This window comes from Phaeobacter sp. JH204B (assembly GCF_048055755.1).
GTDB lineage: Bacteria > Pseudomonadota > Alphaproteobacteria > Rhodobacterales > Rhodobacteraceae > Phaeobacter > Phaeobacter bryozoorum.
On record NZ_JAYMXF010000020.1, the window covers coordinates 13,768 to 37,098 of the forward strand.

Genomic DNA, 23,331 nt, shown 5'->3' on the forward strand with positions numbered 1-23,331 from the left:
GTCGCGCCGACCGTCCGCCGATCGGATGCGGTGCGGATCGACCATGTGGAGGGCAGGATATCTTGACCAGAGCAGCACAGAGACGGCGCGCAATTCTGCGCTGGGGGCAGGGGCTTGCCGGTTTTGCCATCGTGTCGACGCTGACCTTTCTCGGGCTTCTGGCGATCACGTTTTTCATTGGCCGTGTGGTGCCGATTGATCCGGTTCTGTCCGTGGTCGGCGACCGCGCCACACAGGATCAATATGACGCGGCGCGGGTTGCCATGGGGCTGGACCGGCCGCTGGTGATCCAGTTCCTATCCTATGTGGGCGATGTGTTTCAGGGCGATCTGGGGCGTTCCGTCTCCACCAACCGGCCCGTCGTGTCCGACCTCGCGCGGGTGTTTCCCGCCACGCTGGAGATGGCCACGCTGGGCATACTGATTGGTGTGATGATGGGCGTGCCCATGGGCGTCTGGGCCGCCGCGCGTCAGGGCACCTGGGTCGATCAGATCATTCGCGTCTTTGCGCTGCTGGGCTATTCGGTGCCCGCCTTCTGGCTGGGGCTGGTTGGTCTGGCGGTGTTTTATGCGGGTCTGGGCTGGGTCGCCGGACCGGGGCGGGTCGATATCTTCTATGATGGGCTGATTGAGCCGGTCACCGGCCTGTTGCTGGTGGACAGTCTGCTGGTCGGCGACACCGAGGTGTTCTGGAACGCGCTCTCGCATCTGGTGCTGCCTGCGGCCATCCTCGGGTTTTTCAGCCTCGCCTATATCGCGCGCATGACCCGCAGCTTCATGCTGGACCAGCTCAGTCAGGAGTTCATCACCACCGCCCGCGTCAAAGGCGTGCCGGAATGGAAAGTGATCTGGGTGCATGGGTTCAAACCGATCCGGGTGCCGCTGATCACGGTAATCGGCCTCTCCTATGCCGCTCTGCTGGAAGGGTCGGTGATGATTGAGACGGTGTTCAGCTGGCCCGGCATCGGCAATTACCTCACCGTGGCGCTGCTGAATGCGGATATGAACGCCGTGCTTGGCTCGACGCTGGTGATTGGCGCGGTCTTCATCTTCATCAACAAGATCTCGGATGTGCTGTACCGGGTTCTTGATCCAAGGAGCCTGTGATGCTGAGCCGCGACTGGTTGCTGGACGACTCCCCCACCACACGGACCCAGGCCACCGCAGGGCGCGCCTATCGTATGACGCTGGCGCTGATGCGCAACCCGCTGGCAGTGCTGGGGGCACTGATCATCACGATCCTTATTCTTGCAGCGGCGCTGGCGCCTTGGATCGCGCCGCATAGCCCGGTGGGGCAGGACCTGTCCTCGCGCCTGTTACCGCCTTCTGCCGCCCATTGGATGGGCACCGATGAGCTGGGGCGCGATATCTTCTCCCGCGTGGTTTACGGAGCGCGCATCACGCTGATGATCGTGGCGCTGGTGGCGGTGATCTCGGCGCCGCTGGGGCTGATCATCGGGGCGATTTCGGGCTATTTCGGCGGCTGGATCGACCGCATCCTGATGGGGATCACGGACGTCTTCCTGTCGATGCCCAAGCTGATCCTGGCGCTGGCCTTTGTTGCCGCCTTGGGGCCGGGGATCGAAAACGCGATCATCGCCATCGCGATCACCGCATGGCCTGCCTATGCCCGCATCGCACGGGCCGAGACACTGACCTTCCGCAACGCCGAATTCATCGCCGCGACGCGCCTGCTGGGGGCTTCACACAGTCGGGTCATCCTGCACCACGTGCTGCCGCTCTGTACCTCCTCGATGATCGTGCGGGTGACGCTGGATATGGCCGGGATCATTCTGACGGCGGCGGGTCTTGGGTTTCTGGGTCTGGGCGCGCAGCCGCCGCTGCCGGAATGGGGCGCGATGATCTCGCGCGGGCGGGTGTTCATTCTGGACCAATGGTGGGTGGCGACCATGCCCGGCATTGCCATCATCGTTGTCAGCCTTGGCTTCTGTTTTCTTGGTGACGGGTTGCGCGATGTGCTGGACCCCAAACAGGGGGGCAAGTCATGAGCCAATCCACGTCCACACCCCTGCTGGAGGTCGACAACCTCCGCGTCAGCTTCCCGACACCCCAGGGGCGGGTAGAGGTGGTCAAGGGGCTGAGCTTCACATTGGGCCGCGAACGCCTGGGTATCGTGGGCGAGAGCGGATCGGGCAAATCCATGACCGGCCGTGCGATCCTGCGGCTGATCCGCCGCCCGGGCCAGATGACGGCGGACCGGCTGGCGCTGGAGGGGCAGGAGCTGCAAACACTCAGCGAACGTCAGATGCGCAATATCCGCGGCGCGCGGATTTCGATGATCATGCAGGATCCGAAATTCTCGCTCAATCCGGTGATGACCATCGGCGCACAGATCGCCGAGGCGCTGGATGTCCACGAACGTCTCAGCCGCCGCGACACCCGCGCCCGCGTGCTGGAGATGCTGGAGGCGGTGCGCATCAACGACCCCGAACTGGTGGCGCAGATGTATCCGCATCAGGTCTCGGGCGGCATGGGGCAGCGGGTGATGATCGCGATGATGCTGATCCCGCGCCCGGATCTGCTGATCGCGGATGAGCCGACTTCGGCGCTGGATGTCTCGGTACAGGCGCAGGTGCTGGATCTGATCGACGATCTGGTGCGGGACAAGGGAATGGGCTTGATCCTGATCAGCCATGATCTCAATCTGGTGGCGCGCTACTGCGACCGGATCATGGTGATGAATGCCGGCCGCGTGGTCGAAAGCTGCGCCGCTGCTGATCTGCACAAGGCCAGCCACCCCTATACCCAAGGTCTGCTGGCAGCGGTGCCCCGGATGAAGGAAACCCGCGACACGCTGCCTGTGCTCGACCGGTCAAGCTGGAGTGGCACATGACAGCGATATCTCTAAGAAACCTCGATATTTCCTACGGCGACACGAGGGTGGTGCAGGGCGTCACCCTGGATGTGGCCGAGGGGGAGAGCTTTGCCCTGGTCGGCGAAAGCGGATCTGGCAAATCCACCGTGCTGAAGGCGATTGCCGGGCTTGCGCCTGACTGGACCGGCGAGATCTCGGTTCTGGGCCAGCCGCGCAGCCACGGGATTGATCGCACCTTTTCGCGAAGCTGCCAGATGGTGTTTCAGGATCCCTACGGATCATTGCACCCGCGCAAACCGGTCGACTGGGTGTTGCGGGAGCCCCTGCGGGTGCATGGCATCGGCGCGCGTGACGCCCGCGTCGCAGAGGTGCTGGCCGCTGTTGGCCTCGACCAGCGGTTCCGCTTTCGCTATCCGCATCAACTGTCCGGTGGGCAGCGCCAGCGGGTCGCGATTGCGCGGGCGCTGATGCTGGAGCCCAAGGTGATGCTCCTGGATGAGCCGACCTCGGCGCTGGATGTGTCCGTGCAGGCGGAGATCCTGAACCTGCTGAAGGCGCTGCGCCATGCGCAGGGGCTGACCTATCTGATGGTCACCCATAACCTGCCGGTTGTCAGCTTCATGTGTGACCGTATGGCGGTGATGAACAAGGGGCGCATTGTCGAGATCGCCCCGGCAGAGGCGCTGCATGACGGCGCCTTTCGCGATCCCTATACTCAGGCGCTCTATGCCGCCAGCGGTGGCGCGGAGCTGACCGTGTAACAGCTGCCGGACTGACCATCAATCACGACAGCAGACCCGACCCCATGCCAAAGGACAGACCCGATGCCCGACGATAACATGCGCAGCCGCCGAACAGACGATGCCTCCGCCGAGGCGCTGCGCCATTTCACCAACGCGCTGGCCGCCGCCACAACGGCCGAGGCGGCCTATGATGCAATCTGCGCGCTGACCAAGGCCACCGTTGGGGCAAAGCTGTTCACCGTGATGACGGTGGATATGGGCGCGATGCTGGCCTGTCGCACCTATACCGACGACAGTGTGAATTACCCGACCTCCGGCACCAAACCGATCGAGATGAACAGCTGGTTCGATATCGTCCACGGTCAGCACCGCAGTTTCGTTGCGAATACGCTGGAAGAGATCGACGCGGTGTTTCCCGACGCTGAGCTGATCGGCGCGCTGGGCTGTGGCGCGGTGATCAACCTGCCGGTTCTGCTGGAGGGGGAACTGGCCGCGACCATCAATATCCTGCACGAGCCGGGGTACTACACGCAGGCGCGGGTTGCGCAGGCGAAAGAGCTGTTGACGCTTCCCGCCATGGCAACGCTGGCGGTTGCGCGACAGCTCTGATCGCCGCTGAAGGCCGAGGCAGTCCTGCCCGCCGACCCGCAGGCTCTCATGGATAGACAACACAGAGAGCCGCGCGGCAGCCGGCTCTCTCTTGTCGGCGGTATGATGCGCGCGGCGCCGAGAGGTCCCCGCCCGGATCTGCCTCCCTGCACCGGGCTGGACGTCGGGCTTGACGCCGGGCTGCCCGGGATCGCTGCCGTCAGTCTTCGAGGCTATCCTCGCGTTTTTCGTCAATCAGGCCGCGTTCCTCTTCCTTGCGCTTCTGGAAACGTGTGCCATAGCCTTCGATCTCCTCATCGGAGATGATCTCCTTGGCCCGGGTAAACACCTCGTTTTCCTCTTCCTCCATGTGGTGTTCGTAGTCGTGCTTCAGCTGCTGGAACTTGCTCATCCACAGGTCGGAGGACATTTTCATCACGTTGAGCTCTTCCATCAGATCGTCGAGCTGCTGGTGCTCATGCACGGAATGGCGGGCCGCATCCTGACCCCAGGTCTGGCTGATCAGCTTTGAGTAGAAGGTTTCTTCCTCGGCGGCGGCGTGGCTTTTCACATCCTCGTAGAAGCGTTTCCAGAGGGCGCCGCGCGCCTCAACCTTGCTGTCCTCGATCGAGGCGAGCAACTCGCGGTGGGCGTCATGGTCCTGTTTGATGGCGTCATAGATGGATGGCATAGCGGCTCTCCGGTTGATTGACCTATCTGGGCTGAGCCTCCCCGCCAGGGCTCTGGCCGCCGGGAGACAGGGAAAGAACGCCGCAGCCGGGCGGAGTGTTCCCGCAGACCGCAATATTATACGCAGGATCCGGGTCGCGACCCATGGCCGGTGCAATTAGGTCAGGATCAGCATTGCCATGTGAGGCTGATATGACCCTTGAGACGACGCTTGCCCTGCTCGTGTTTCTGTTCCCGCTGGCCTATAGCCCGGGACCGGGCAATCTGTTCTTTGCCGCCAACGGCGCGCGGTTCGGGATGCGCGCCATGATCCCGGCCACGGCCGGCTATCATATCGCCACGGCGCTGGTGACCCTCTTGATCGGATCCAGCGCCCTGCTGGCTCAGGCGGTCTCGCAGGAGGTGTTTCGATGGCTGACGCTGGCCGGGGCGGCCTATGTCCTGTGGCTGGCCTGGGGCATGTGGGGCGCCGACGGGGCGGCCTCAGGGGCGCAGGCGCGACCGGCGCGCTTTGGTGATGGTGTGGTGTTGCTGCTGCTGAACCCGAAGGCCTATGTGATCATTGCGGTGATGTTCAGCCAGTTTCTGGCGCCCGCTGATCCTGCGCGCACCGCCGATGATGCAGCGCCCCTTCTTTTTTCGGGACAGCTGGGGCTGGTCATGATCATCACGCTGATCTTCACGCTGAACAATCTGGTGGCGTTTTCGATCTGGACATGGATCGGCGAGGGGCTTGCACGATGGATCTTCCGCGATGATCGGGCGCGCAAGATGAACCGGGGGTTTGCCCTGCTGCTGGCGGCTGTCGGCCTCTGGATGCTGTTGATCTGACTGCTAATCCGGCGGGGCCTGTCTTGCCCGCGGCGGATTTCGACCGATCGCCCGATCAACAAAGCAGCGTAAAAAACGTGAGAGGATCGTGTCCGCGCCCGCAGGGGTGGAACATTTTTGCATCGGTGACGTTGGGTCTGTGAGCGAGCACGGAGCCCATTATGTTGGAAAGTGATCTGAGTACCGAGGCGGGTTTTGCCTCTCCCCTTGACGGCCGGTCGGCGGGACGCGCGGATGCGCAGGACGCTGTCAAATCGCTGCCGCAGATGTCTGGGGCCCGCACCGCCGCCGATGATCGCAAGGTCGGCGTCGAGATCGAGTTCGGTGGCCTCTCCGCCGCCGAGGCGCAGGACATTGTCCAGCGCGAACTTGGCGGCGACATCTACGCGCAGGATGATACCGATGGCCCGAAACCGCACGTCAAGAACACCCGGCTGGGCGATATCGAGGTCTATCTGGACAGCCGCTACCGGACCGAAGTCCACGGGCTGGGCAAGGCGCTGTTCTCCCTCGCAGAGCCGCTAATCCCTGTTGAAATCGTGACCCCGCCGCTGGCGCAATCGCAGCTGCCGCAGCTGGATCGGCTGTGTTCCAAACTGGCAGAGGCGGGGGCCACGGGCACGCAGGACGGCGTGCTGAACGGCTTCGGCGTACATCTGAATGTCGAAGTAGCGGATATGACGGCGGATCACATCGTCCCGGTGCTTACCGCCTTTGCTCTGCTGGATCCGGTGCTGCGCCGCAGCCCGGGCATCGACGTGTCGCGCCGGGTGCAGCCCTTTATCGCGCCCTATCCGGCGGCGCTGATTGATGCCCTCTGTGAGCACCCGCCACAGACGATGGAGGCGCTCTGCGACCTCTATCTCGACCATGCGGCGGATAGAAACCACGCGCTGGATCTGCTGCCACTGCTGGCCGATTACGCGCCCGATCGCGTGCGCGCCGCGCTGGGCGAGGATGACAAAACCGCCGCCCGTCCGGCCTATCACTACCGTCTGCCGGATTGCCGTCTGGGCCAGCCAGGGTGGTCCATCAGCCAGGAATGGAACCGCTGGGCCGAGCTGGAACAGATCGCCCGCGACGGTCGGCTCGACCAGCTGATCAAGGCCTGGCGGAGCCGCCCGCGCAGCGAACAGCTGCTGAACCGCGAATGGGCCAAACACGCGGCCGACGTCCTGAACACCGCAGCACGAGGAGATGCCGCATGAAACCGGTCATTGCAGTCACCGTTTCGCGCCGCAGCGGCTGGCGGATCTTTCCGCTGATGGCCCTGAACATCTGGCTGGCCGGTGGCCGCGCCGTGCGCTGGCAAAGCGGCCGCGCCGCCGATCTGGCGCAGGTGGATGGTGTGGTCATCGGTGGCGGAGACGACATCGCCCCAACGCTCTACAAGGGGCAGATCATGCCGGAGGTCCGTCTGGACCCCGAGCGCGACGCGCTTGAGGCTGATATCGTGCGGCAGGCAACCCAACAGGATGTTCCGGTTCTGGGGATCTGTCGCGGGGCGCAGATGCTGAATGTAGCCCGCGGGGGCGCGCTCTACCAGGATGCCTATGCCTTTTACGGGTTGAAAAACTACAAGACAGTGCTCCCCCGCAAGAAGGTCACGATTACCAACAACAGCACACTGCGGCGTATCCTCGGGGTGCCTGAGCTGAAGGTCAACGCGCTGCACAGTCAGTCGGTCAGCAGCCTCGGGCAGGGGCTGCGTGTCACCGGGCGCGATCAGTCCGGCATGGTGCAGGCGATCGAGGATCCGGGCCGTCGGTTTGCAGTCGGGGTGCAGTGGCATCCTGAGCATCTGTTCTACCAGCCCGCCCATCTGAACCTCTTTCGCGCGCTGGTCGAGGCGGCGAGATCGAAACGCGACGACCCGGTCGAAGCGCTGGACCTGGCCGGCTGATCGGCCCTGACACTTTCCCCGAGGCTTTGCAGTCTGAACGAAAAAAACGCCCGGATCACTCCGGGCGTTTTCTATGGTCTAGGGGCAGCATGTCGCCCGAACACGCCGATGCGTGATCAGCCGATAATGCCGTTCAGCGTGGCGCTGGGGCGCATGACGGCGGCGGTTTTCACCGGATCGGTGTGGAAATAACCACCCAGATCAACCGCCTTGCCCTGAACCTCGGCCAGCTCCGACAGGATCTGCTCTTCCTTGGCCGCCAGCTCTGCGGCGATGGGCGCGAAATGCGCGGCCAGTTCGGCGTCATCCCCCTGTGCGGCCAGCGCTTCGGCCCAGTAGCGGGCAAACCAGTAGTGGCTGGCGCGGTTGTCCGGCTCACCCACCTTGCGCGAGGGCGAGCGGTTGTGATCCAGAATGCCCTGCGTCGCCGCCTCGGCAGCGGCACCCAGCACGCCAGCCTTGGCGTTGCCCTTGCTGTCGGCGAGGAAGTTCAGCGATTCACCCAGAGCACAGAATTCGCCCATCGAGTCCCAGCGCAGGTGGTTTTCCTCAACCAGCTGCTGCACGTGCTTGGGCGCAGAGCCGCCGGCCCCGGTTTCAAACAACCCGCCACCGTTCATCAGCTTCACAATCGACAGCATCTTGGCCGAGGTGCCCAGCTCCAGGATCGGGAACAGGTCGGTCAGATAGTCGCGCAGCACGTTGCCGGTGATGGCGATGCTGTCCTTGCCTGCGGTGATGGTTTCCAGGCTCTGGCGGGTCGCTTCGCGCGGTGCCAGGATCTGGAACTTGTCCGCAACGCCGGCTGCGTTCAGCACGGGCTGCACGTATTTGATCAGCTCGGCGTCATGGGCGCGGTTGGCGTCCAGCCAGAAAATCGCCTCGGAGCCGGTCAGCCGCTGACGGTCCATCGCCAGCTGGATCCAGTTTTCGATCGGGGCCTTTTTCACGGTGCAGGCGCGCCAGATATCACCGGCCTCGACCTCGTGCGAATGCAGCGTCTCGCCATTTGCCAGCACGATACGGATGGTGCCATCTGCGGCCGCTTCGAAGGTGGTCGGGTGCGAGCCGTATTCCTCTGCCTTCTGCGCCATCAGACCGACGTTGGCGACGGAGCCTGCGGTGGTCACGTCGAGCGCACCATTGGCTTTGAAGAAATTGATGCTCTCGTCATAGACGGTGGAATAGCAGCGGTCGGGGATCACGCAGTTGGTGTCGCCCTTGTTGCCCGCTTCGTCCCAGCCCTTGCCACCGGCACGGATCACCGCAGGCATGGAGGCGTCGATGATCACATCGGAGGGCACATGCAGGTTGGTGATGCCCTTGTCGCTGTCCACCATATACATGGACGGACGGTCCAGCGCGGCGATCTCTGCCTTGATCGCATCGCCATTGGGCAGGCCGTCGATGGTTGCCAGAACCGCACCAAGGCCCGAGTTCGCCGAGCCGCCAGCCGCTTCGATTTCAGCGCCGTATTTGTCCCAGACCGGGCCCAGCCATGCCTTCACCGCGTGGCCAAAGATGATCGGGTCGGAGACCTTCATCATGGTGGCTTTCATGTGCAGCGAGAACATGGTGCCATCGGATTTGGTGTCTTCAATCGCATCCGTCAGGAAGGACGACAGCGCCTTGGCCGACATGAAGGTTGCATCGGCAACGGTGCCCTCTTCCAGCGGCCAGCTGTCCTTCAGCACGGTAACGGCGCCGTCCTTGCCGACAAACTCGATCTTCGCGGTCCCGGCCTGCGCGGCGGAGATGGTGGCGGAGACTTCGTTGGCGTAGAAATCATTGCCCGGCATCGAGGAGACTTTGGTCTTGCTGTCAGCAGACCATTTGCCCATCGAATGCGGGTTGTTCTGGGCAAAGTTCTTCACCGCGCGGGCGGCGCGACGGTCCGAGTTGCCTTCGCGCAGAACCGGGTTCACAGCCGAGCCCTTGATGGTGTCATAGCGCGCGCGGATCTCTTTTTGCGCATCGGTCACCGGGTCCGCCGGATAGTCGGGGATGTCGAACCCCTGCGCCTGCAACTCGGCAATCGCGGCGGTCAGCTGCGGCACCGAGGCCGAGATATTCGGCAGCTTGATGACATTGGCTTCGGGGGTCTTCACCAGCTCGCCCAGTTCGGCCAGATCGTTGCTCTGACGCTGGGTGTCGCTCAGCGCTTCGGGGAAGGTCGCAAGGATGCGGCCCGCCAGCGAAATGTCCTTGGTCCCGACGGAGACGCCCGCCGCATTCGCAAAGCTGCGGATGATCGGCAACAGAGAGGCGCTGGCCAGCTCAGGGGCTTCGTCTACGATGGTATACAAAATGTCGGGGGTCGAATTTTCTGCCATATTCCACAACCTTTTTTCAGCGATATCGGAAACTTGGGTGAGCGGTCGGCGCTGCACCTGATGGACGGGGTGCTGCTGCCCGGTGAGGATGCGGCGGGCGGTCATCTTGGGTCAGAACTGGTCTGACAGACCGGCAGCCCGCAAGGACAACAGCCATTCATATGGCCCCCGTGTAAATCAGGTCGCGCGCGGGTGCAATTGCCGGCATGGGCTTTGTGAGGCGCAGATTGCCGCGCTTTTGAGATTATTGGCGCGTTTTGGCGCCATTGGCCTCGATTCTATGCGATTGCGACAGGCAGGGGCGGGTCACATGCGCGACTCGGTCGCGCTCAGCTGCGCCAGCGCAGCAGGTGGCGTTCGATCAGCCCGATCAGGCTGCTGACCAGCACCCCCAGCACCGACAGGATCGCCACACCGGCAAACAGCCGCTCCAGATCATAGAGCGACCCGGCCTCCAGAATATACGCACCAATGCCATGCTCCGCCCCCAGCATTTCAGCGGCCACCAGCAGGATGATGGCAATGGCCAGACTGATGCGCAGGCCGGACAGGATACCGGGCATCGCCCCCGGCAGCACGATCTTGCGGACAATCGACAGCCACGACAGGTTGAAACTCTGCCCCATGCGGATCAGCGAGCGGTCGACATTGTCCACCGCGCCATAGGTGGCCACGACGGTGGGCGTAAAGGTGCCAAAGGCGATCAGCGCATATTTGGACCCCTCATCAATGCCGAACCAGATCACAAACAGCGGCAAAAGCGCGATCTTCGGGATCGGAAATAGCGCCGCCACCAAGGGCACCAGCCCAGCGCGCACATAGGAAAACAGCCCGATCATCAGCCCGACGCCAATACCGACGCTGGCCCCCAAGGCCGCGCCCACGACCAATCGCGACAGCGAGACGCTGACGTGGGTCCACAGCAGGCCGGTGGCATAGAGTTCCTGCAACGTCGCCAGCACATCGCTGGGGCGCGGCAGGGTGAGGTTGGAAATCCAGCCCTGACGGGTGCCAAGTTCGGCCAGAAGCAACAGCAGCACAAAGACCAGCCCGCCCACCCAGCGCCCGCCGCGAGGGGCAAAGCCGCCGCCGCGAAACTGGACCGGGCGGATCGTCGGTGTTGCGGGGGTGCCCGCCGTCTTGCCGGGCTGCGCCCCGGCCAATTGGGTGTCAGACATTCATCAGCTCCGCATCCGCCGCCCGCGCCTCGTCACGCATCAGCTGCCACAGGTATTTCTGTTTCTGTTCAAGCTCAGCATCGCCAAACTCGCGCTCGGCCAGCGGTGTGTCCAGTTCCACGATCTCGCGGATCTGGCCGGGACGGCGGGACAAGACCACGATGGCATGACCCAGCCGCACCGCTTCGGCCAGATTATGGGTCACATAGACGGCGGTGAAGGGCGTGCGCGTCCACAGCGCGACCAGATCATCCATCAGCAGTTCGCGGGTCTGGCTGTCCAGCGCCGACAGCGGCTCATCCATCAGCATCACTGCCGGGTTCACGGCAAGCGCCCGTGCTATTGCCACCCGCTGTTTCATCCCGCCCGACAGCTGCTTGGGCAGCGCCTCGGCAAAATCACTCAGCTTGGTGCGCGCCAGAACATCGTCGATGATCCGTGCCGCTGCCGCGCCGCGAATGCCGTGATCCTCCAGCACCAGGCTGATATTGCCCCGGACCGTGCGCCATGGCAGCAGGGCAAAATCCTGAAACACATAAGTCAGCGGATTAAGACTGCCCTCGGGCGGCTGCCCCACCTGCAGGACCTCGCCTTGGCTAGGGCGTTCCAACCCGCCGATGAACCGCAGGAGGGTGGATTTGCCACAGCCGGAGGGGCCGACGATACAGACGATCTTGCCGCTGGGGATCTCCAGCGTGATGTCCCGTAGGACCGGGATGTCGTCATAGGCATGGCCCACCCCGGACAGGCGAATATCCATAGTCTTGCTCCGCGCATGAGAGGGCCGGGGCAGGCCGCCCCGGCGCTGGTGCCGGTCTGGGTCACCGGCACAGTCAGTTGTGCGTCACCGGTCCGGTGATCAGCCGATGGTGTCGACGTAGCTGGAGTCGATGATCGTCTCCAGCGTGATATCCGCATCCACCAGCTTTTCGGCCTGGAACCATGCCAGCTGATCCGCCAGCGATCTGGTGTTCATCGCCGCCCCTTCGTTCAGACGCATGGTGCCATTGATGATCGACTTGGCGGCTTTCTCGCGGGGGCGATCTGCGTAGACATATTTGTGGATCAGATCGACCATCTGGTCGACGCCTGCATCACCGCTGGCCCGGTCGATCATGGTGGCGTTGTAATCGGAGACACCGCGGCTGTAGGCGCTCAGGAAATCGCGGGTCATCTGCTGCTCACCGCTGGCATTGCTGGCCGAGGTGAACACGGTCGTCACCTGATAGTCGGGCAGATAGTCCGCCACATCACCGATGATATGCACAGCGCCCGATCCTGCCAGCGGCTTGGCGATATGAGGCACGATCGACCAGGCATCAATCTGCCCTGATTTCAGCGCGCCGATGATCGCACCGACCTTTTGCAGCGGCTTGAAGGACAGCGAGACACCTTCCTTCTGCGCCATCCGCGACCCCATATAGTGGAACGAGGAACCGGCGGTGGTCATGCCAAAGCTCTTGCCGTCCAGCGCCGCCGGGCTGGTGACCCCGGCCTGATAGGCGGCGTCAGAGACCAGAATCTTCTGCCCGTCGATACCCGGCTCCTCCGACAAGGCGCCACCGATCACCTTGATTGCACCGCGATCGGCCAGCGAGATCAGCCCGCCCGACATCGCGGTGATCGCATAATCCACATCGCCCGAGGCAATCGCCACCGACATCGGCGAGGCCGCCTGGAAAAACCGCAGCTCCACGTCAAGGCCCGCATCAGCGAAATATCCGCGCTCCTGCGCGATGAAGCTGGCTGAATGGCTGGTAAAGCGCAGCGCGCCCAGCACGATCTTGCGATTGCTTGCCAGCGCCGGTGTCGCCAGCCCCGCAGCTGCGGCAGCACCGCCAAGTGCTGCAAGCGTGCGGCGGCGTGTCCAATTGGTCATCTCTCAAATCCTCCCTCTTATGTTGGTGTCCCATCGGGTCCGTCAGGCCCGCTGATATCTAGTCTCGGTTTCCGGCGCACGTTGACCGCAGCCCGTTGTTAGCCGCCCATATCGCCGGTCACATAGATCTCCAGCGCCGCGATGGCGGCCTCGGTATTGCGGGCCAGCACAGCCTCGACCAGCACCTGCTGCTGTCGCGCGCGGGTGGCGAAATCGAGCCGCCCCTCGCGCAGTTGCGCCAGTCGGAACCGGCGGGACTGATCGTAGAATTTCAGCTGCATATCCGACAGCCGGGGCGATTGCGCGGCCTCCACCAGCACCGCGGCAAAGTTCCGGCAGGCCATGTCCCAATCCAGCGCCAGCGCGTCATTGGCCTCCTCAACCAGCGCTTCCTCGGTGCGGCGCAGCGCGTGATGCGCCGCCAGAACCCGGCCCTCCCACTGGACGTTGCCGCGCTCCAGCCCCATCCTCAGGCCCAGCCGTTCCACCTCCAGTCGCATGAACAGAATGTCTCGCAGATCATCCTCGGTCGCCGAGGTGACGCGAAAACCGCGCTGGGCGGTGGCCTCCACCAGCCCCTCGGCACTGAGCATCCGTAGGGTCTCGCGCATCGAATGGTTGGAGCCGCCATAGCTCTGGCGCAGCGCTTCGATCTTCAGCTTCTGGTCCGGTCGCAGCACGCCAAAGGAAATATCCCGCCGCAGCGCTGCCGCCAGCACGGCGACAACCGTATCTTCCTCCGAGCGGGGGCGCCGACCAAACATGCTTTGATCCCTATTTTGGAAAATCTCCAATATTTTTGCCGGGTGATTGCGGGTCTGTCAATCCTTCTGCCCGCCGCGTGGCTGCCCGCCGCCAGCCTGCCGACCGCCCGACACCTGCCCTGAGCCCGCCGTGCAGACCCGCGTTGACGCCCCGGCGCGGCTCTGTCACTTCTGAACGTCACTCACCTGTGAAGCCCACCACCAGAGGACCCATTCCGCATGACCAGCCTGCGCCTGCTGCACACCTCCGATCTGCACCTGGGCAAACGCTTTGGCCAGTTCGATGAGGAAACCCGCGCCGCGCTGCAACAGGCCCGGCAGGGGATCCTGCCCCGGCTGGCGCAGACGGCGGCAGAGCAGGGCGCGGAACATGTGCTGATTGCGGGGGATCTCTTTGACACCGAAACCCCCTCGGCGCGGGTGATCCGGCAGGCGCTGGCCGCGATGGCCGCCGCCGAGCCGGTGCAGTGGTGGATCATCCCCGGCAATCACGACAGCGGCGCGGCCGAGCCGCTCTGGGCGGAGATGGCGCGCCATGCGCCGGACAATGTCCATCTGCTGATGCAGCCCGACCCGGTCGAGATGGCTCCCGGTGCCACGCTGTTGCCCGCCCCCTGTCAGCATCGTTTTGCCGGTCAGGATCGCACCATCTGGATGGAGAGCGCCGAGACGCCCGAGGGCCACCTGCGCATCGGGCTGGCCCATGGCGCAGTGCTCGATTTCGACCGCGACCAGAACGGTGCCGAGACCATCGCCACCACCCGCGCCAGCAGCGCGCGGCTGGATTATCTGGCGCTTGGCGACTGGCATGGCGATTTTACCCTCAATGCCCATAGCCGCTATCCCGGCACGCCGGAACGGGACCGCTTCAAACATCCGGGCCGCGGCAGCTGCCTGCTGGTGGATCTGCCGGGGCCGGGTCAGCCACCACAGCTGCGCCAGATCGAGATCGGCCAGTACCACTGGCAGGAGTTGGCGCTGGATCTGGCTCCGGGGCAGGATATCACCGCCCTGATCAGGGCCGCGCTGCCCGCCGACCCGCCGGACTGGCCCGACTGTCTGATCCGCCTGCGCGCGCGGGGCTGGGTCACCGCCGATCAGCATATGCAGCTGCGGCGTTTCGTGGCCGAGCAGGCCCCGGCCTTCTGCCATCTCAGCCTCGACGAGGAGGCGCTGCGGATCGAACACCGGGCCGAGGATCTGGACCAGATCGCCACCGCCGGCGCGCTGCGGGTCGCCGCCGAAACCCTGATGGCGGAAAGCCGGAACAGCGCGCTGGCGCAGGACGACCGCGACGTGGCCGCAGCGGCGCTGAACCGGCTTTATGCGGCGGTGCAGGAGGGCGCGGAATGAAGCTGACGGCCGTTCGCCTGACCAATGTGCGCCGCTTTGTCGATCCGGTTGAAATCACCGGCATCGGCCCCGGTCTCAACCTGCTGAGCGCGCCTAATGAGCAGGGCAAATCCACCATCTTCGACGCGCTTCAGGCGCTGTTTTTCAAGGACGCGAAATCCTGGGACAAGGACGTGCGCGCGCTGGCCCCCTATGCCGGCGGCGACCCGGAGGTGGAGGTCGAGCTGAACCATCAGGGCAGCCACTACCGCATCGCCAAGACCTTTACCAAAGCCTCCGGCAAAGGCGCCGCGCGGATCTGGCGGGAGGGCGCGCTGCTGCATCAGGCCGATGCCGCCGAGGCCTGGCTGCGCGACCTCATTGCACCGCCAAAGGACGGCCCGGTGGGGATGCTCTGGCTGCGACAGGGGCTGACCGATTTTGCCGATGCCAAGGACACGCTGGAGGCGCGACGCGATCTGATGTCCTCGCTCAGCGGCGAGGTCGAGGCGGTGACCGGCGGTCAGCAGATGGAGAGCCTGCGCCGCCGCCTGCGCGCCGATCTGGACCGGCTGGTGACCAGTCGCGGTGCCCGCAAGGGCGGCCCGCTGGCCGAGGCCGAGGCCCGCGTCGCGGCGCTGGCTGAACAGCGCGACACTCTGGCAGGGCAGGTCGCCGATCTGCGCCAGCTGCTGAACCAGCGCCAGCTCCTGCGCCGCGAACAGGCCGATCTCTCGGCACCACAGGAAACGGCGGCCCGCCAGTCCCGGCTGAAAGCTGCCGAAGCCGCGCTGCTCGCCGCCAAGCGGCACCGAGAGCAATGCGAACAGGCTCGCCGCGCGCTTGATCTGGCGCTGTCGCGCCGCGACGGGCAGGCGGCGCGGATCGAAACCCAGACGGCGCGCCTCGCGGATCATGCCCGCGCCAGCAAGGCGCTGACGCAGGCAACGGAGCGGCGGGAGGACGCCGCCCGCACCGCCGAACAGGCCGCCGCACAGTTGAAATCCGCCGAACTCGCCGCCGCCAAGGCGCGCGATGCCGTTGCCGCGATCCGCAAATCCATCGCCGCCACCCTGCGCGCCGAGGCTGCGCAGCAGGCTCAATTGCGCCGTGCCGAGCTGACCGAGCGTCTGGCCCAGTTCGATGCGCTAGAGGCAGATCTGGTGGGCGATCGCCAGCGGGCCAAGGAGGCTGTCACAGCCGCCGCGATGGCCCGGCTGGAAGATCTGGCACAGTCGGTTGCTCTGGCCCGCCACGCCCGCGCCGCCTCCGCTGCCGCACTCAGCGTTGCCTATCTGCCCGGCGCCGAGGCGCGGCTGAGCCTTGACGGTGAACCGCTGCACGAGGGGGCAGAGGTGGCCCTGCCCGATGGCGGCAGGCTGGAGATCCCGGGCCTTGCCACCGTGACCCTGCATCCCGCGCGCGGCAGCGATAGCGGCGCATTGTCCGAGGCCGAAATCGCCCTGGCGCGGGCTCTGGCCGACCAGGGTTTCGAAACGCTGGAACAGGCCCGCAGGGCGCATCATGCCCGCAATGCCGCAACGGCCCGCCTGAAAGAGGGCGAGGCCACCCAGCGGGCGCTCGCGCCGGAGGGGCGCGAAGCGCTGGTCGCGGCGATCGCAGCCTTGCCGGTTGGGTCGGATGGGCAGGCCGATGCGGAGGGCGAGGCCGAGCCGGACCGGGCCGACCTGGACGCGGCGCATGCCGGGGCCGAGGCTGGCGAACTGGCCGCAGATGCCACACTTGCACAGCGCCGCACCGAAGAGGCCGCCGCTCAGAAAGAGGCCCATGGCGCGCTGGCCCATGCCGAGGCTGCCGAGGCCGAGCTGGCCCGCGCCACCGTGGCGCTGGGAGATGCCGAGGCGGCCACGGCAGAGCTGGCAACCCTCCGCTCCGGGCTGCCCGCGCTGGAGCAGGCCGTGGCTGAGGCCCGCGCCGAAGAGGCCCGCCTGACCGCCGAGGCCCCGGATCTGGAACAGGCTCAGGCGGCCTGCCAGCGTGCCCGTTCGGTGGTCGAGACGGCGCAGGCGCGCCTGCAGGCGCTGGCGCGCGATCTGGCGGTTCTGGACGCGCGTGTCAGCGCCCATGCCAGCCACGCGGTGGAGGAAGAACTGGCCGAGGTCACCGATCAGCTGGCGGTTGCCGAAACCACGCTGGCGGCGCTGCATTTCGAAGTGGCCACCCTGCGCCGTCTGGATCAGGCGCTGGAAGCCGCGCAAGCAGGCGCGCAGGCGCAATATCTGGGGCCGTTGATGGCCGAGCTGACGCCGCTGCTGCGTAGGCTCTGGCCGGAGGCACAGGTGCAGGTTGATGCCGACAGCGTGCTGCCCAGCCAGCTGGCGCGCGGCGCCGCAGAGGAGCAGCTGACCCAGCTCTCCGGTGGCACACAGGAACAATTGGCGCTGATGGTGCGGCTGGCCTTTGCCCGGCTCCTGGCGAAATCCGGGCGCGGCATCCCGGTCATTCTGGATGATGCGCTGGCCTATACCGACGATGCCCGCATCGAGGCGCTGTTTGACGCGCTGACGCTACAGGCCAATGATCTGCAAATTCTGGTGTTTTCCTGCCGTCAGAAGAGCTTTCGCGAACTGGGCGGCACCAGCCTTGCGATCCGCCCCGCCGCCCGCCGCGACTGACGGGCTGATGGCTCAGTCGCGCAGCTCATCCGGGGCCACCCCCCAGAGCTTTTCCTTGGGCGCCCAGCCGCGATAGCCACCGGCAGAGATTGAACACCAGCTGATGTCGCATTTGCCCAGCCGCGCCACCACGCCCAGCTCAAAGGCGGCGGTCACAGGGGCGTTAGGGTCCGGGCGGGCATGGACCGTCAGCATGTCCTCTTCGATCAGCACGGTGCGTGACCCTGACAGCAGCGCATAATGAACCCAGCCGCCGGCCCCGTCGCGATCACGCACGCGGCGCCAGTGCCCGTATTCGGCGGTGATCTCCAGCGGCATCCCGCGCCGCTTGAACACCCAGTCGATCTTATGCGTCAGCGACGGACCCCGGCGTACGTTGCCCTCGGCAGCCTTCATCGACACGAACCGGGGCAGGGGCAGGTTGGTCACCGGCCCGCGTTCGTCACGGGCATGGCCGGGGGCAGGGGCCACCGCACCGGTCACGCCAATCAGGATCATGCCGACCACGGCCAGCCGGGACCGCAGATATGATGCCGAAATTTTCACTGCCTGCTCGCTTCTTATTGTCGCTGCCTGTTACCTGCCTGACCAATCCAAAAGCGCTGCGTTTTTTTGCCGACCTGCCCCTGATCTGATGTCCGGGTGCCGATCATCTGGAAAAAGAAAGCCGCGTCAGAGAGGCCGGAGGGCGGGATGGGTTCTTGTGCCTGCCCGCGTCCTGCGCCACGATGCCATGAGGCCAGAGAGATTGCAAAGCCGAGGGAGAGCAGCAGTGGCAAGAGAACGTCTGAGTGTTGTCGTTACGCGACGGTTGCCGGAGCCGGTCGAAACCCGGTTGAGCGAATTGTTCGATGTGCGTCTGCGCGAGGACGACACGCCGATGACCCGCGCCGAGCTGGCCACCGCGATGAAGGACGCCGATGTGCTGGTTCCAACCGTGACCGACACCATAGATGCCGCCTTGCTGGCGCAGGCCGGTGAGCGTCTGAAACTGATCGCCAACTATGGCGCGGGGGTCGATCACATTGATGTGGCCACTGCGCGCCAGCGGGGAGTTCTGGTGTCCAACACGCCCGGCGTGCTGACCGATGATACCGCCGATATGGCAATGGCGCTGATCATGGCGGTGACCCGCCGAATCCCCGAAGGGCTTGCGATCATGCAGAAAGGCGACTGGCAGGGCTGGTCGCCCACAGCCCTGCTCGGCGGGCGGCTGGCCGGGCGGCGTCTGGGCATTCTGGGCATGGGCAGCATCGGGCAGGCGGTGGCCAAACGGGCTGCGGCCTTTGGTATGCAGGTCCATTACCACAACCGCCGACGCCTGCGCCCGGAGATCGAAGAGCGCTTTGAAGCCACCTATTGGGAGAGCCTCGATCAGATGGTGGCCCGCATGGACGTGCTGTCGATCAACTGCCCCTCGACGCCCTCGACCTTTCATCTGATGAACGCACGGCGGCTGAAACTGATGAAGCCCGATGCGGTGATCGTGAACACCTCGCGCGGGGAAGTGATCGACGAACACGCGCTGACCCGTATGTTGCGCTCCGGTGAAATCGCCGGCGCCGGTCTTGACGTCTATGAACATGGCACTGACATCAACCCGCGATTGCGCGAGTTGGAAAACGTCGTGCTGCTGCCGCATATGGGCTCCGCCACGCTTGAGGGACGTCTGGAGATGGGCGAGAAAGTTCTGCTGAATATCAAGACATTCGAGGACGGCCATCGACCACCAGATCAGGTTGTCCCCTCCATGCTGTAGGGATCTCAGGAAGGAAATGTATCCATCTGCAGCGATCTGGCTGGATCAACGTCCTTAATGAAGTTCAATTATTGGAATAGTGTTCCGGTTTATCTTTTCGATTCGGAACATCATCCCTATGTCAATATGTCGCGGACGCACAGGCATCTGTGCGCCGATGGCGGTATCTCAGCATTGCCGGGTTGCTCTGTGAAATGCCAGCATGCGCAGAAGATCACCACAGACGAGAGGAGAGGGACGATGAAACGAACACTGATTGCAGGGGTTTGGATCACGACGTTGGGCGCTGCCCTGCCGCTTATGGCGCAGGAAGCGGCGGATGCCGTGGCGCCAGAGGGCGCGGCAGAAACCGCCGATGCCGGCTTTGCGGCCATCAGCGCCGATGTCGCCGCCGCCCTTGAGGCCAAATCCGCAGGCACCCCGGTCGAGTCCGAGAACTGGATGATTGCCGCTGCCAATCCCCATGCGGTGGCTGCCGGTGCCGAGGTGCTGCGCGCAGGCGGCACCGCTGCCGATGCCATGGTTGCGGTGCAGACCGTGCTGGGGCTGGTTGAGCCGCAATCCTCCGGTCTGGGCGGTGGCGCGTTCCTGGTCTGGTATGATGCGGCCAGCGGCGAGGTCACGACATTGGACGGGCGCGAAACCGCGCCACTGGCAGCGACGCCGACCCTGTTTCAGGACGACGCGGGCGAGCCGCTGAAATTCTACGATGCCGTGGTCGGGGGCCGGTCCGTGGGCACACCGGGCACGCCTGCCTTGCTGGAGGCGGCGCATCGTCGCTGGGGCCGTGCCGCCTGGCCGGGCCTGTTCACCGCCGCGATTGATCTGGCCGAAGAGGGCTTTGCCGTCTCCCCCCGGCTGGCCGGCCTGATCGAAAATGACGCCGACCGGCTGTCGCGCTGGTCGGATACCGCCGATTACTTCCTGCCCGGCGGCACGCCGCTGGCGGTGGGCAGCACGCTGAAGAACCCGGCCTATGCCGATACCCTGCGCCGCCTCGCGGATGAGGGCGCGCGCGGTTTCTACACCGGCCCGGTGGCCGAGGCGATCACCAATGCGGTGCGCAACGCCGAGGGCAACCCCGGCGTGCTGTCGGCGATGGATCTGGCGCTCTATCAGGTAAAGGAGCGGCCCGCCGTCTGCGTCACCTACCGCGCGTTCGAAGCCTGCGGCATGGGGCCGCCGTCATCCGGGGCGCTGACCGTCGGGCAGATCCTCGGCATGTTGGGCAACTATGACCTGGCGGAACTGGGCGCCGACAACCCGCAGTCCTGGCGCCTGATCGGCGATGCCTCGCGCCTCGCCTTTGCCGATCGCGGCCGCTACATGGCCGACAGCGATTACGTGCCGGTGCCCACGCAGGGTCTGGTGGCGCCGGATTACCTCGCGACCCGCGCAACCCTGCTTGAGGGCGATGCCGCCCTGCCGGCGGTGAACGCAGGCGCGCCGGAGTTCGATCACGCGCTGCTGCTGGCCGATGATGAGTCGATTGAGCTGCCCTCGACCTCCCATATCTCCATCGTCGACCAGTATGGCAATGTTCTGTCGATGACCACGACCATTGAAAACGGCTTTGGCTCGCGGCTGATGGCGGCTGGGTTCCTGCTGAATAACGAGCTCACCGATTTCTCCTTCCGCACCCACAGCGACGGCGTGCCGATTGCCAACCGGCTGGAACCGGGCAAACGCCCACGCTCCTCGATGGCGCCCACCATCGTGCTGAAGGACGGCAAGCCCGCTCTGGCCATCGGCTCCCCCGGCGGCAGCCGCATCATCGGCTATGTCGCCAAGACCATCGTCGCCTGGGCGGATTGGGGCATGGATGTGCAGCAGGCCGTGGCACTGCCCCATGCGGTGAACCGCTTTGGCACCTATGATGTCGAGGTCGGCACCAGCGCCGAGGAGATGGCCCAGCCGCTGATGGATATGGGGTTTGAGGTCAACGCCCGCGATCTGACCTCCGGCCTGCATGCCATCGAGATCGGTGACGGGCTGAAAGGCGGCGCAGATCCGCGCCGCGAAGGCATCGCGCTGGGGGGCTGATCGGCTCTCCGGGCCTCAGGGCCCGCACACTGCGCGCCCGCCCCGGACACCGGGGCGGGCGTTGTCTTTTGCGGATAATCCCGCAACTACCCTGTTCTGGGTATTGTCCGGGCTCGCGCGCCGACTTTAGGTTGACAGGTGACAGGTCCGGGCGTCAGCCCGGCCGCTGAACGGGGGGAGACTGAACCATGGTGCAAGCCACAAGACTGCCGCGCAACGACGCCGGGATTGCCGCCGTCATTGACGCGTTGAAGGCGCGCTTTGGCACACAGCTACAGACCGGGCAGGCGATCCGCGAACAGCACGGCCACACCACCACCTGGATCAGCAATCAGGCGCCGGATGCGGTCGTCTTTCCCACCTCCACCGCCGAGGTGGCCGAGATCGTAAAGATCTGCGTGGACCACGGCGTGCCGGTCATCCCCTATGGCACCGGCACCTCGCTTGAGGGGCATGTAAACGCCCCCGCCGGGGGCATCTGCATCGACATGATGCGGATGGATCAGATCCTTGCCGTCCATGCCGAGGATCTGGATGTGGTGGTGCAGCCCGGCGTCACCCGCGAGCAGCTCAACACCTACCTGCGCGACCAGGGCCTGTTCTTTCCGATCGATCCCGGCGCCAATGCCTCGCTCGGCGGCATGGCGGCGACGCGGGCCTCCGGCACCAACGCGGTGCGCTATGGCACCATGAAGGACAATGTGCTGGCGCTTGAGGCGGTGATGGCCGACGGCGGGGTGATCCGCACCGCTCAGCGCGCCAGGAAATCCTCGGCCGGTTATGACATGACACGGCTTCTGGTTGGCTCCGAAGGCACGCTGGGTCTGATCACCGAACTCACCCTGCGTCTGCAGGGCATCCCGGAGGCGATCCGCTCGGCCCGCTGCGCCTTTCGCAGCGTCGATGATGCCTGTCGTGCGGTGATGATGACCATCCAATACGGCATTCCCGTCGCCCGCATCGAACTGCTGGATGCGCTCAGCGTGCAGGCGGCCAATGCCTATTCCGGTCTCGACCTGCCGGAAATGCCGCTGCTGCTGCTGGAATTCCACGGCTCCGAGGCCGGTGTGGTTGAGCAGAGCGACATGTTTGCCTCCATCGCCGAGGAGTACGGCGGCTTTGACATCGCGGCCACCTCAACGGCGGAGGACCGCAGCAAGCTCTGGCAGGCGCGCCACGATATGTATTGGGCCTGCCTGCAGCTGCGCCCCGGTGCCAAGGGGATCTCCACCGATGTCTGCGTGCCAATCTCGAAACTGGCGGAATGTGTCAGCGCTGCGCGCTCAAAGGCCGAGGAGATGGGGCTTCTGGCACCGATGGTGGGCCATGTCGGCGACGGCAATTTCCACGCGCTGTTGCTGATAGATATGGACAGCGCAGAAGAACGCGAAAAAGCCGATGCCTATGTGGGCTGGCTCAATGAGCTGGCGATCTCGATGGAGGGTACCTGCACCGGCGAACATGGCATCGGACAGGGCAAACGCCCCTATCTGACGCAGGAACTTGGCGAGACCACCCGCTATATGGCTGCGATCAAGGCGGCGCTGGACCCGGAAAATATCCTCAATCCCGGCAAGATACTGGAGATCTGAGGACTGCCCGCCGCCGCCACCGCGCCGGGCTGGCGGCGGAATTTGAGTATTTGAAGAAAGGTGACGGGATGGACCTCGCTCTGTCACCTTTCCTGAAATACTCACGGCGCTGCCCTCGCAGGGGCAGAAGTTGGCCCGTTGCGAAGCCGCCGCACGGTCGGCTTACCTTTGCTCAATGGCGCAATGGCAGGATCTGTACTGATCGCGATCACCGCCGGGCCTGAC

At 64.9% G+C, this 23,331-nt stretch carries 20 protein-coding genes; 13 read left to right on the plus strand and 7 right to left on the minus strand.

Annotation, left to right across the window (positions count from 1 at the left end):
• Positions 1 to 62 precede the first annotated feature (62 nt).
• The 5 genes from VXL81_RS11760 (at position 63) to VXL81_RS11780 (ending at position 4,187) form a co-directional block, all read left to right on the plus strand.
• On the plus strand, positions 63 to 1,106 hold the full coding sequence (locus VXL81_RS11760; RefSeq protein WP_340547491.1) for an ABC transporter permease: 1,044 nt from the start codon (positions 63 to 65) through the stop codon (positions 1,104 to 1,106).
• Positions 1,106 to 2,008, plus strand: a complete 903-nt coding sequence (locus tag VXL81_RS11765; protein WP_416540923.1) for an ABC transporter permease — start codon at positions 1,106 to 1,108, stop codon at positions 2,006 to 2,008. Before VXL81_RS11760 ends, VXL81_RS11765 begins: the two co-directional genes overlap by 1 nt.
• Positions 2,005 to 2,853, plus strand: coding sequence for an ABC transporter ATP-binding protein (locus VXL81_RS11770; RefSeq protein WP_340547489.1), 849 nt, complete (start codon positions 2,005 to 2,007; stop codon positions 2,851 to 2,853). The genes VXL81_RS11765 and VXL81_RS11770 overlap by 4 nt, the downstream gene beginning before the upstream one ends.
• Positions 2,850 to 3,596, plus strand: a complete 747-nt coding sequence (locus tag VXL81_RS11775; protein WP_416544701.1) for an ABC transporter ATP-binding protein — start codon at positions 2,850 to 2,852, stop codon at positions 3,594 to 3,596. The genes VXL81_RS11770 and VXL81_RS11775 overlap by 4 nt, the downstream gene beginning before the upstream one ends.
• A 63-nt stretch (positions 3,597 to 3,659) precedes the next feature.
• Complete coding sequence (locus tag VXL81_RS11780; RefSeq protein WP_416544700.1) at positions 3,660 to 4,187, plus strand: GAF domain-containing protein; 528 nt, start codon at positions 3,660 to 3,662, stop codon at positions 4,185 to 4,187.
• Between the two features lie 199 nt (positions 4,188 to 4,386).
• Here the strand turns inward: VXL81_RS11780 and VXL81_RS11785 are convergent, their stop codons facing one another.
• Positions 4,387 to 4,857, minus strand: a complete 471-nt coding sequence (locus tag VXL81_RS11785) for a hemerythrin domain-containing protein (RefSeq protein WP_340547486.1) — start codon at positions 4,855 to 4,857, stop codon at positions 4,387 to 4,389.
• 191 nt (positions 4,858 to 5,048) lie between these two features.
• Between VXL81_RS11785 and VXL81_RS11790 the strand changes: the two genes are divergently transcribed.
• The 3 genes from VXL81_RS11790 to VXL81_RS11800 all read left to right on the plus strand — a co-directional run bounded on the left by VXL81_RS11790 (position 5,049) and on the right by VXL81_RS11800 (position 7,590).
• Positions 5,049 to 5,687, plus strand: coding sequence for a LysE family translocator (locus tag VXL81_RS11790; protein ID WP_416554378.1), 639 nt, complete (start codon positions 5,049 to 5,051; stop codon positions 5,685 to 5,687).
• Between the two features lie 161 nt (positions 5,688 to 5,848).
• On the plus strand, positions 5,849 to 6,895 hold the full coding sequence (locus tag VXL81_RS11795; protein WP_416554380.1) for an amidoligase family protein: 1,047 nt from the start codon (positions 5,849 to 5,851) through the stop codon (positions 6,893 to 6,895).
• Positions 6,892 to 7,590, plus strand: a complete 699-nt coding sequence (locus tag VXL81_RS11800; RefSeq protein ID WP_416554382.1) for a gamma-glutamyl-gamma-aminobutyrate hydrolase family protein — start codon at positions 6,892 to 6,894, stop codon at positions 7,588 to 7,590. Before VXL81_RS11795 ends, VXL81_RS11800 begins: the two co-directional genes overlap by 4 nt.
• 116 nt (positions 7,591 to 7,706) lie before the next feature.
• On the opposite strand, the gene VXL81_RS11805 is transcribed toward VXL81_RS11800, so the two are convergent.
• The 5 genes from VXL81_RS11805 to VXL81_RS11825 all read right to left on the minus strand — a co-directional run bounded on the left by VXL81_RS11805 (position 7,707) and on the right by VXL81_RS11825 (position 13,744).
• Positions 7,707 to 9,923: an NADP-dependent isocitrate dehydrogenase gene (locus VXL81_RS11805; RefSeq protein ID WP_416554384.1), complete on the minus strand. Its 2,217-nt coding sequence runs from the start codon at positions 9,921 to 9,923 to the stop codon at positions 7,707 to 7,709.
• 329 nt (positions 9,924 to 10,252) lie between these two features.
• Positions 10,253 to 11,101: an ABC transporter permease gene (locus VXL81_RS11810; protein ID WP_416554386.1), complete on the minus strand. Its 849-nt coding sequence runs from the start codon at positions 11,099 to 11,101 to the stop codon at positions 10,253 to 10,255.
• Entirely contained in the window at positions 11,094 to 11,861 is a 768-nt protein-coding gene (locus VXL81_RS11815; RefSeq protein ID WP_416540917.1) for an ABC transporter ATP-binding protein, read from the minus strand. Before VXL81_RS11815 ends, VXL81_RS11810 begins: the two co-directional genes overlap by 8 nt.
• 99 nt (positions 11,862 to 11,960) lie before the next feature.
• Entirely contained in the window at positions 11,961 to 12,980 is a 1,020-nt protein-coding gene (locus tag VXL81_RS11820; RefSeq protein WP_416540916.1) for an ABC transporter substrate-binding protein, read from the minus strand.
• A 98-nt stretch (positions 12,981 to 13,078) separates the two neighbouring features.
• Positions 13,079 to 13,744 carry a GntR family transcriptional regulator gene (locus VXL81_RS11825; protein WP_340547478.1) on the minus strand — a complete coding sequence of 222 codons (666 nt, stop codon included), beginning with the start codon at positions 13,742 to 13,744 and terminating at the stop codon, positions 13,079 to 13,081.
• 219 nt (positions 13,745 to 13,963) lie between these two features.
• Here VXL81_RS11825 and VXL81_RS11830 point away from each other — a divergent pair, with 219 nt between their 5' ends.
• Both VXL81_RS11830 and VXL81_RS11835 read left to right on the plus strand, forming a co-directional pair.
• A complete protein-coding gene (locus VXL81_RS11830) occupies positions 13,964 to 15,097 on the plus strand; it encodes a metallophosphoesterase family protein (RefSeq protein WP_416536569.1) in 1,134 nt (377 codons plus the stop codon).
• Positions 15,094 to 17,712 carry an AAA family ATPase gene (locus VXL81_RS11835; RefSeq protein ID WP_416554388.1) on the plus strand — a complete coding sequence of 873 codons (2,619 nt, stop codon included), beginning with the start codon at positions 15,094 to 15,096 and terminating at the stop codon, positions 17,710 to 17,712. Before VXL81_RS11830 ends, VXL81_RS11835 begins: the two co-directional genes overlap by 4 nt.
• Positions 17,713 to 17,724: 12 nt before the next feature.
• On the opposite strand, the gene VXL81_RS11840 is transcribed toward VXL81_RS11835, so the two are convergent.
• Positions 17,725 to 18,210: an SH3 domain-containing protein gene (locus VXL81_RS11840; RefSeq protein ID WP_340547537.1), complete on the minus strand. Its 486-nt coding sequence runs from the start codon at positions 18,208 to 18,210 to the stop codon at positions 17,725 to 17,727.
• Positions 18,211 to 18,484: 274 nt separating this feature from the next.
• Between VXL81_RS11840 and VXL81_RS11845 the strand changes: the two genes are divergently transcribed.
• The 3 genes from VXL81_RS11845 (at position 18,485) to VXL81_RS11855 (ending at position 23,106) form a co-directional block, all read left to right on the plus strand.
• Positions 18,485 to 19,471: a 2-hydroxyacid dehydrogenase gene (locus VXL81_RS11845; RefSeq protein WP_340547475.1), complete on the plus strand. Its 987-nt coding sequence runs from the start codon at positions 18,485 to 18,487 to the stop codon at positions 19,469 to 19,471.
• Between the two features lie 240 nt (positions 19,472 to 19,711).
• Positions 19,712 to 21,514 (plus strand): gamma-glutamyltransferase, encoded by a 1,803-nt coding sequence (gene ggt, locus VXL81_RS11850; protein WP_416554390.1) that lies wholly within the window; start codon positions 19,712 to 19,714, stop codon positions 21,512 to 21,514.
• A 188-nt stretch (positions 21,515 to 21,702) separates the two neighbouring features.
• Entirely contained in the window at positions 21,703 to 23,106 is a 1,404-nt protein-coding gene (locus VXL81_RS11855; RefSeq protein ID WP_416554392.1) for an FAD-binding oxidoreductase, read from the plus strand.
• Positions 23,107 to 23,331 lie beyond the last annotated feature (225 nt).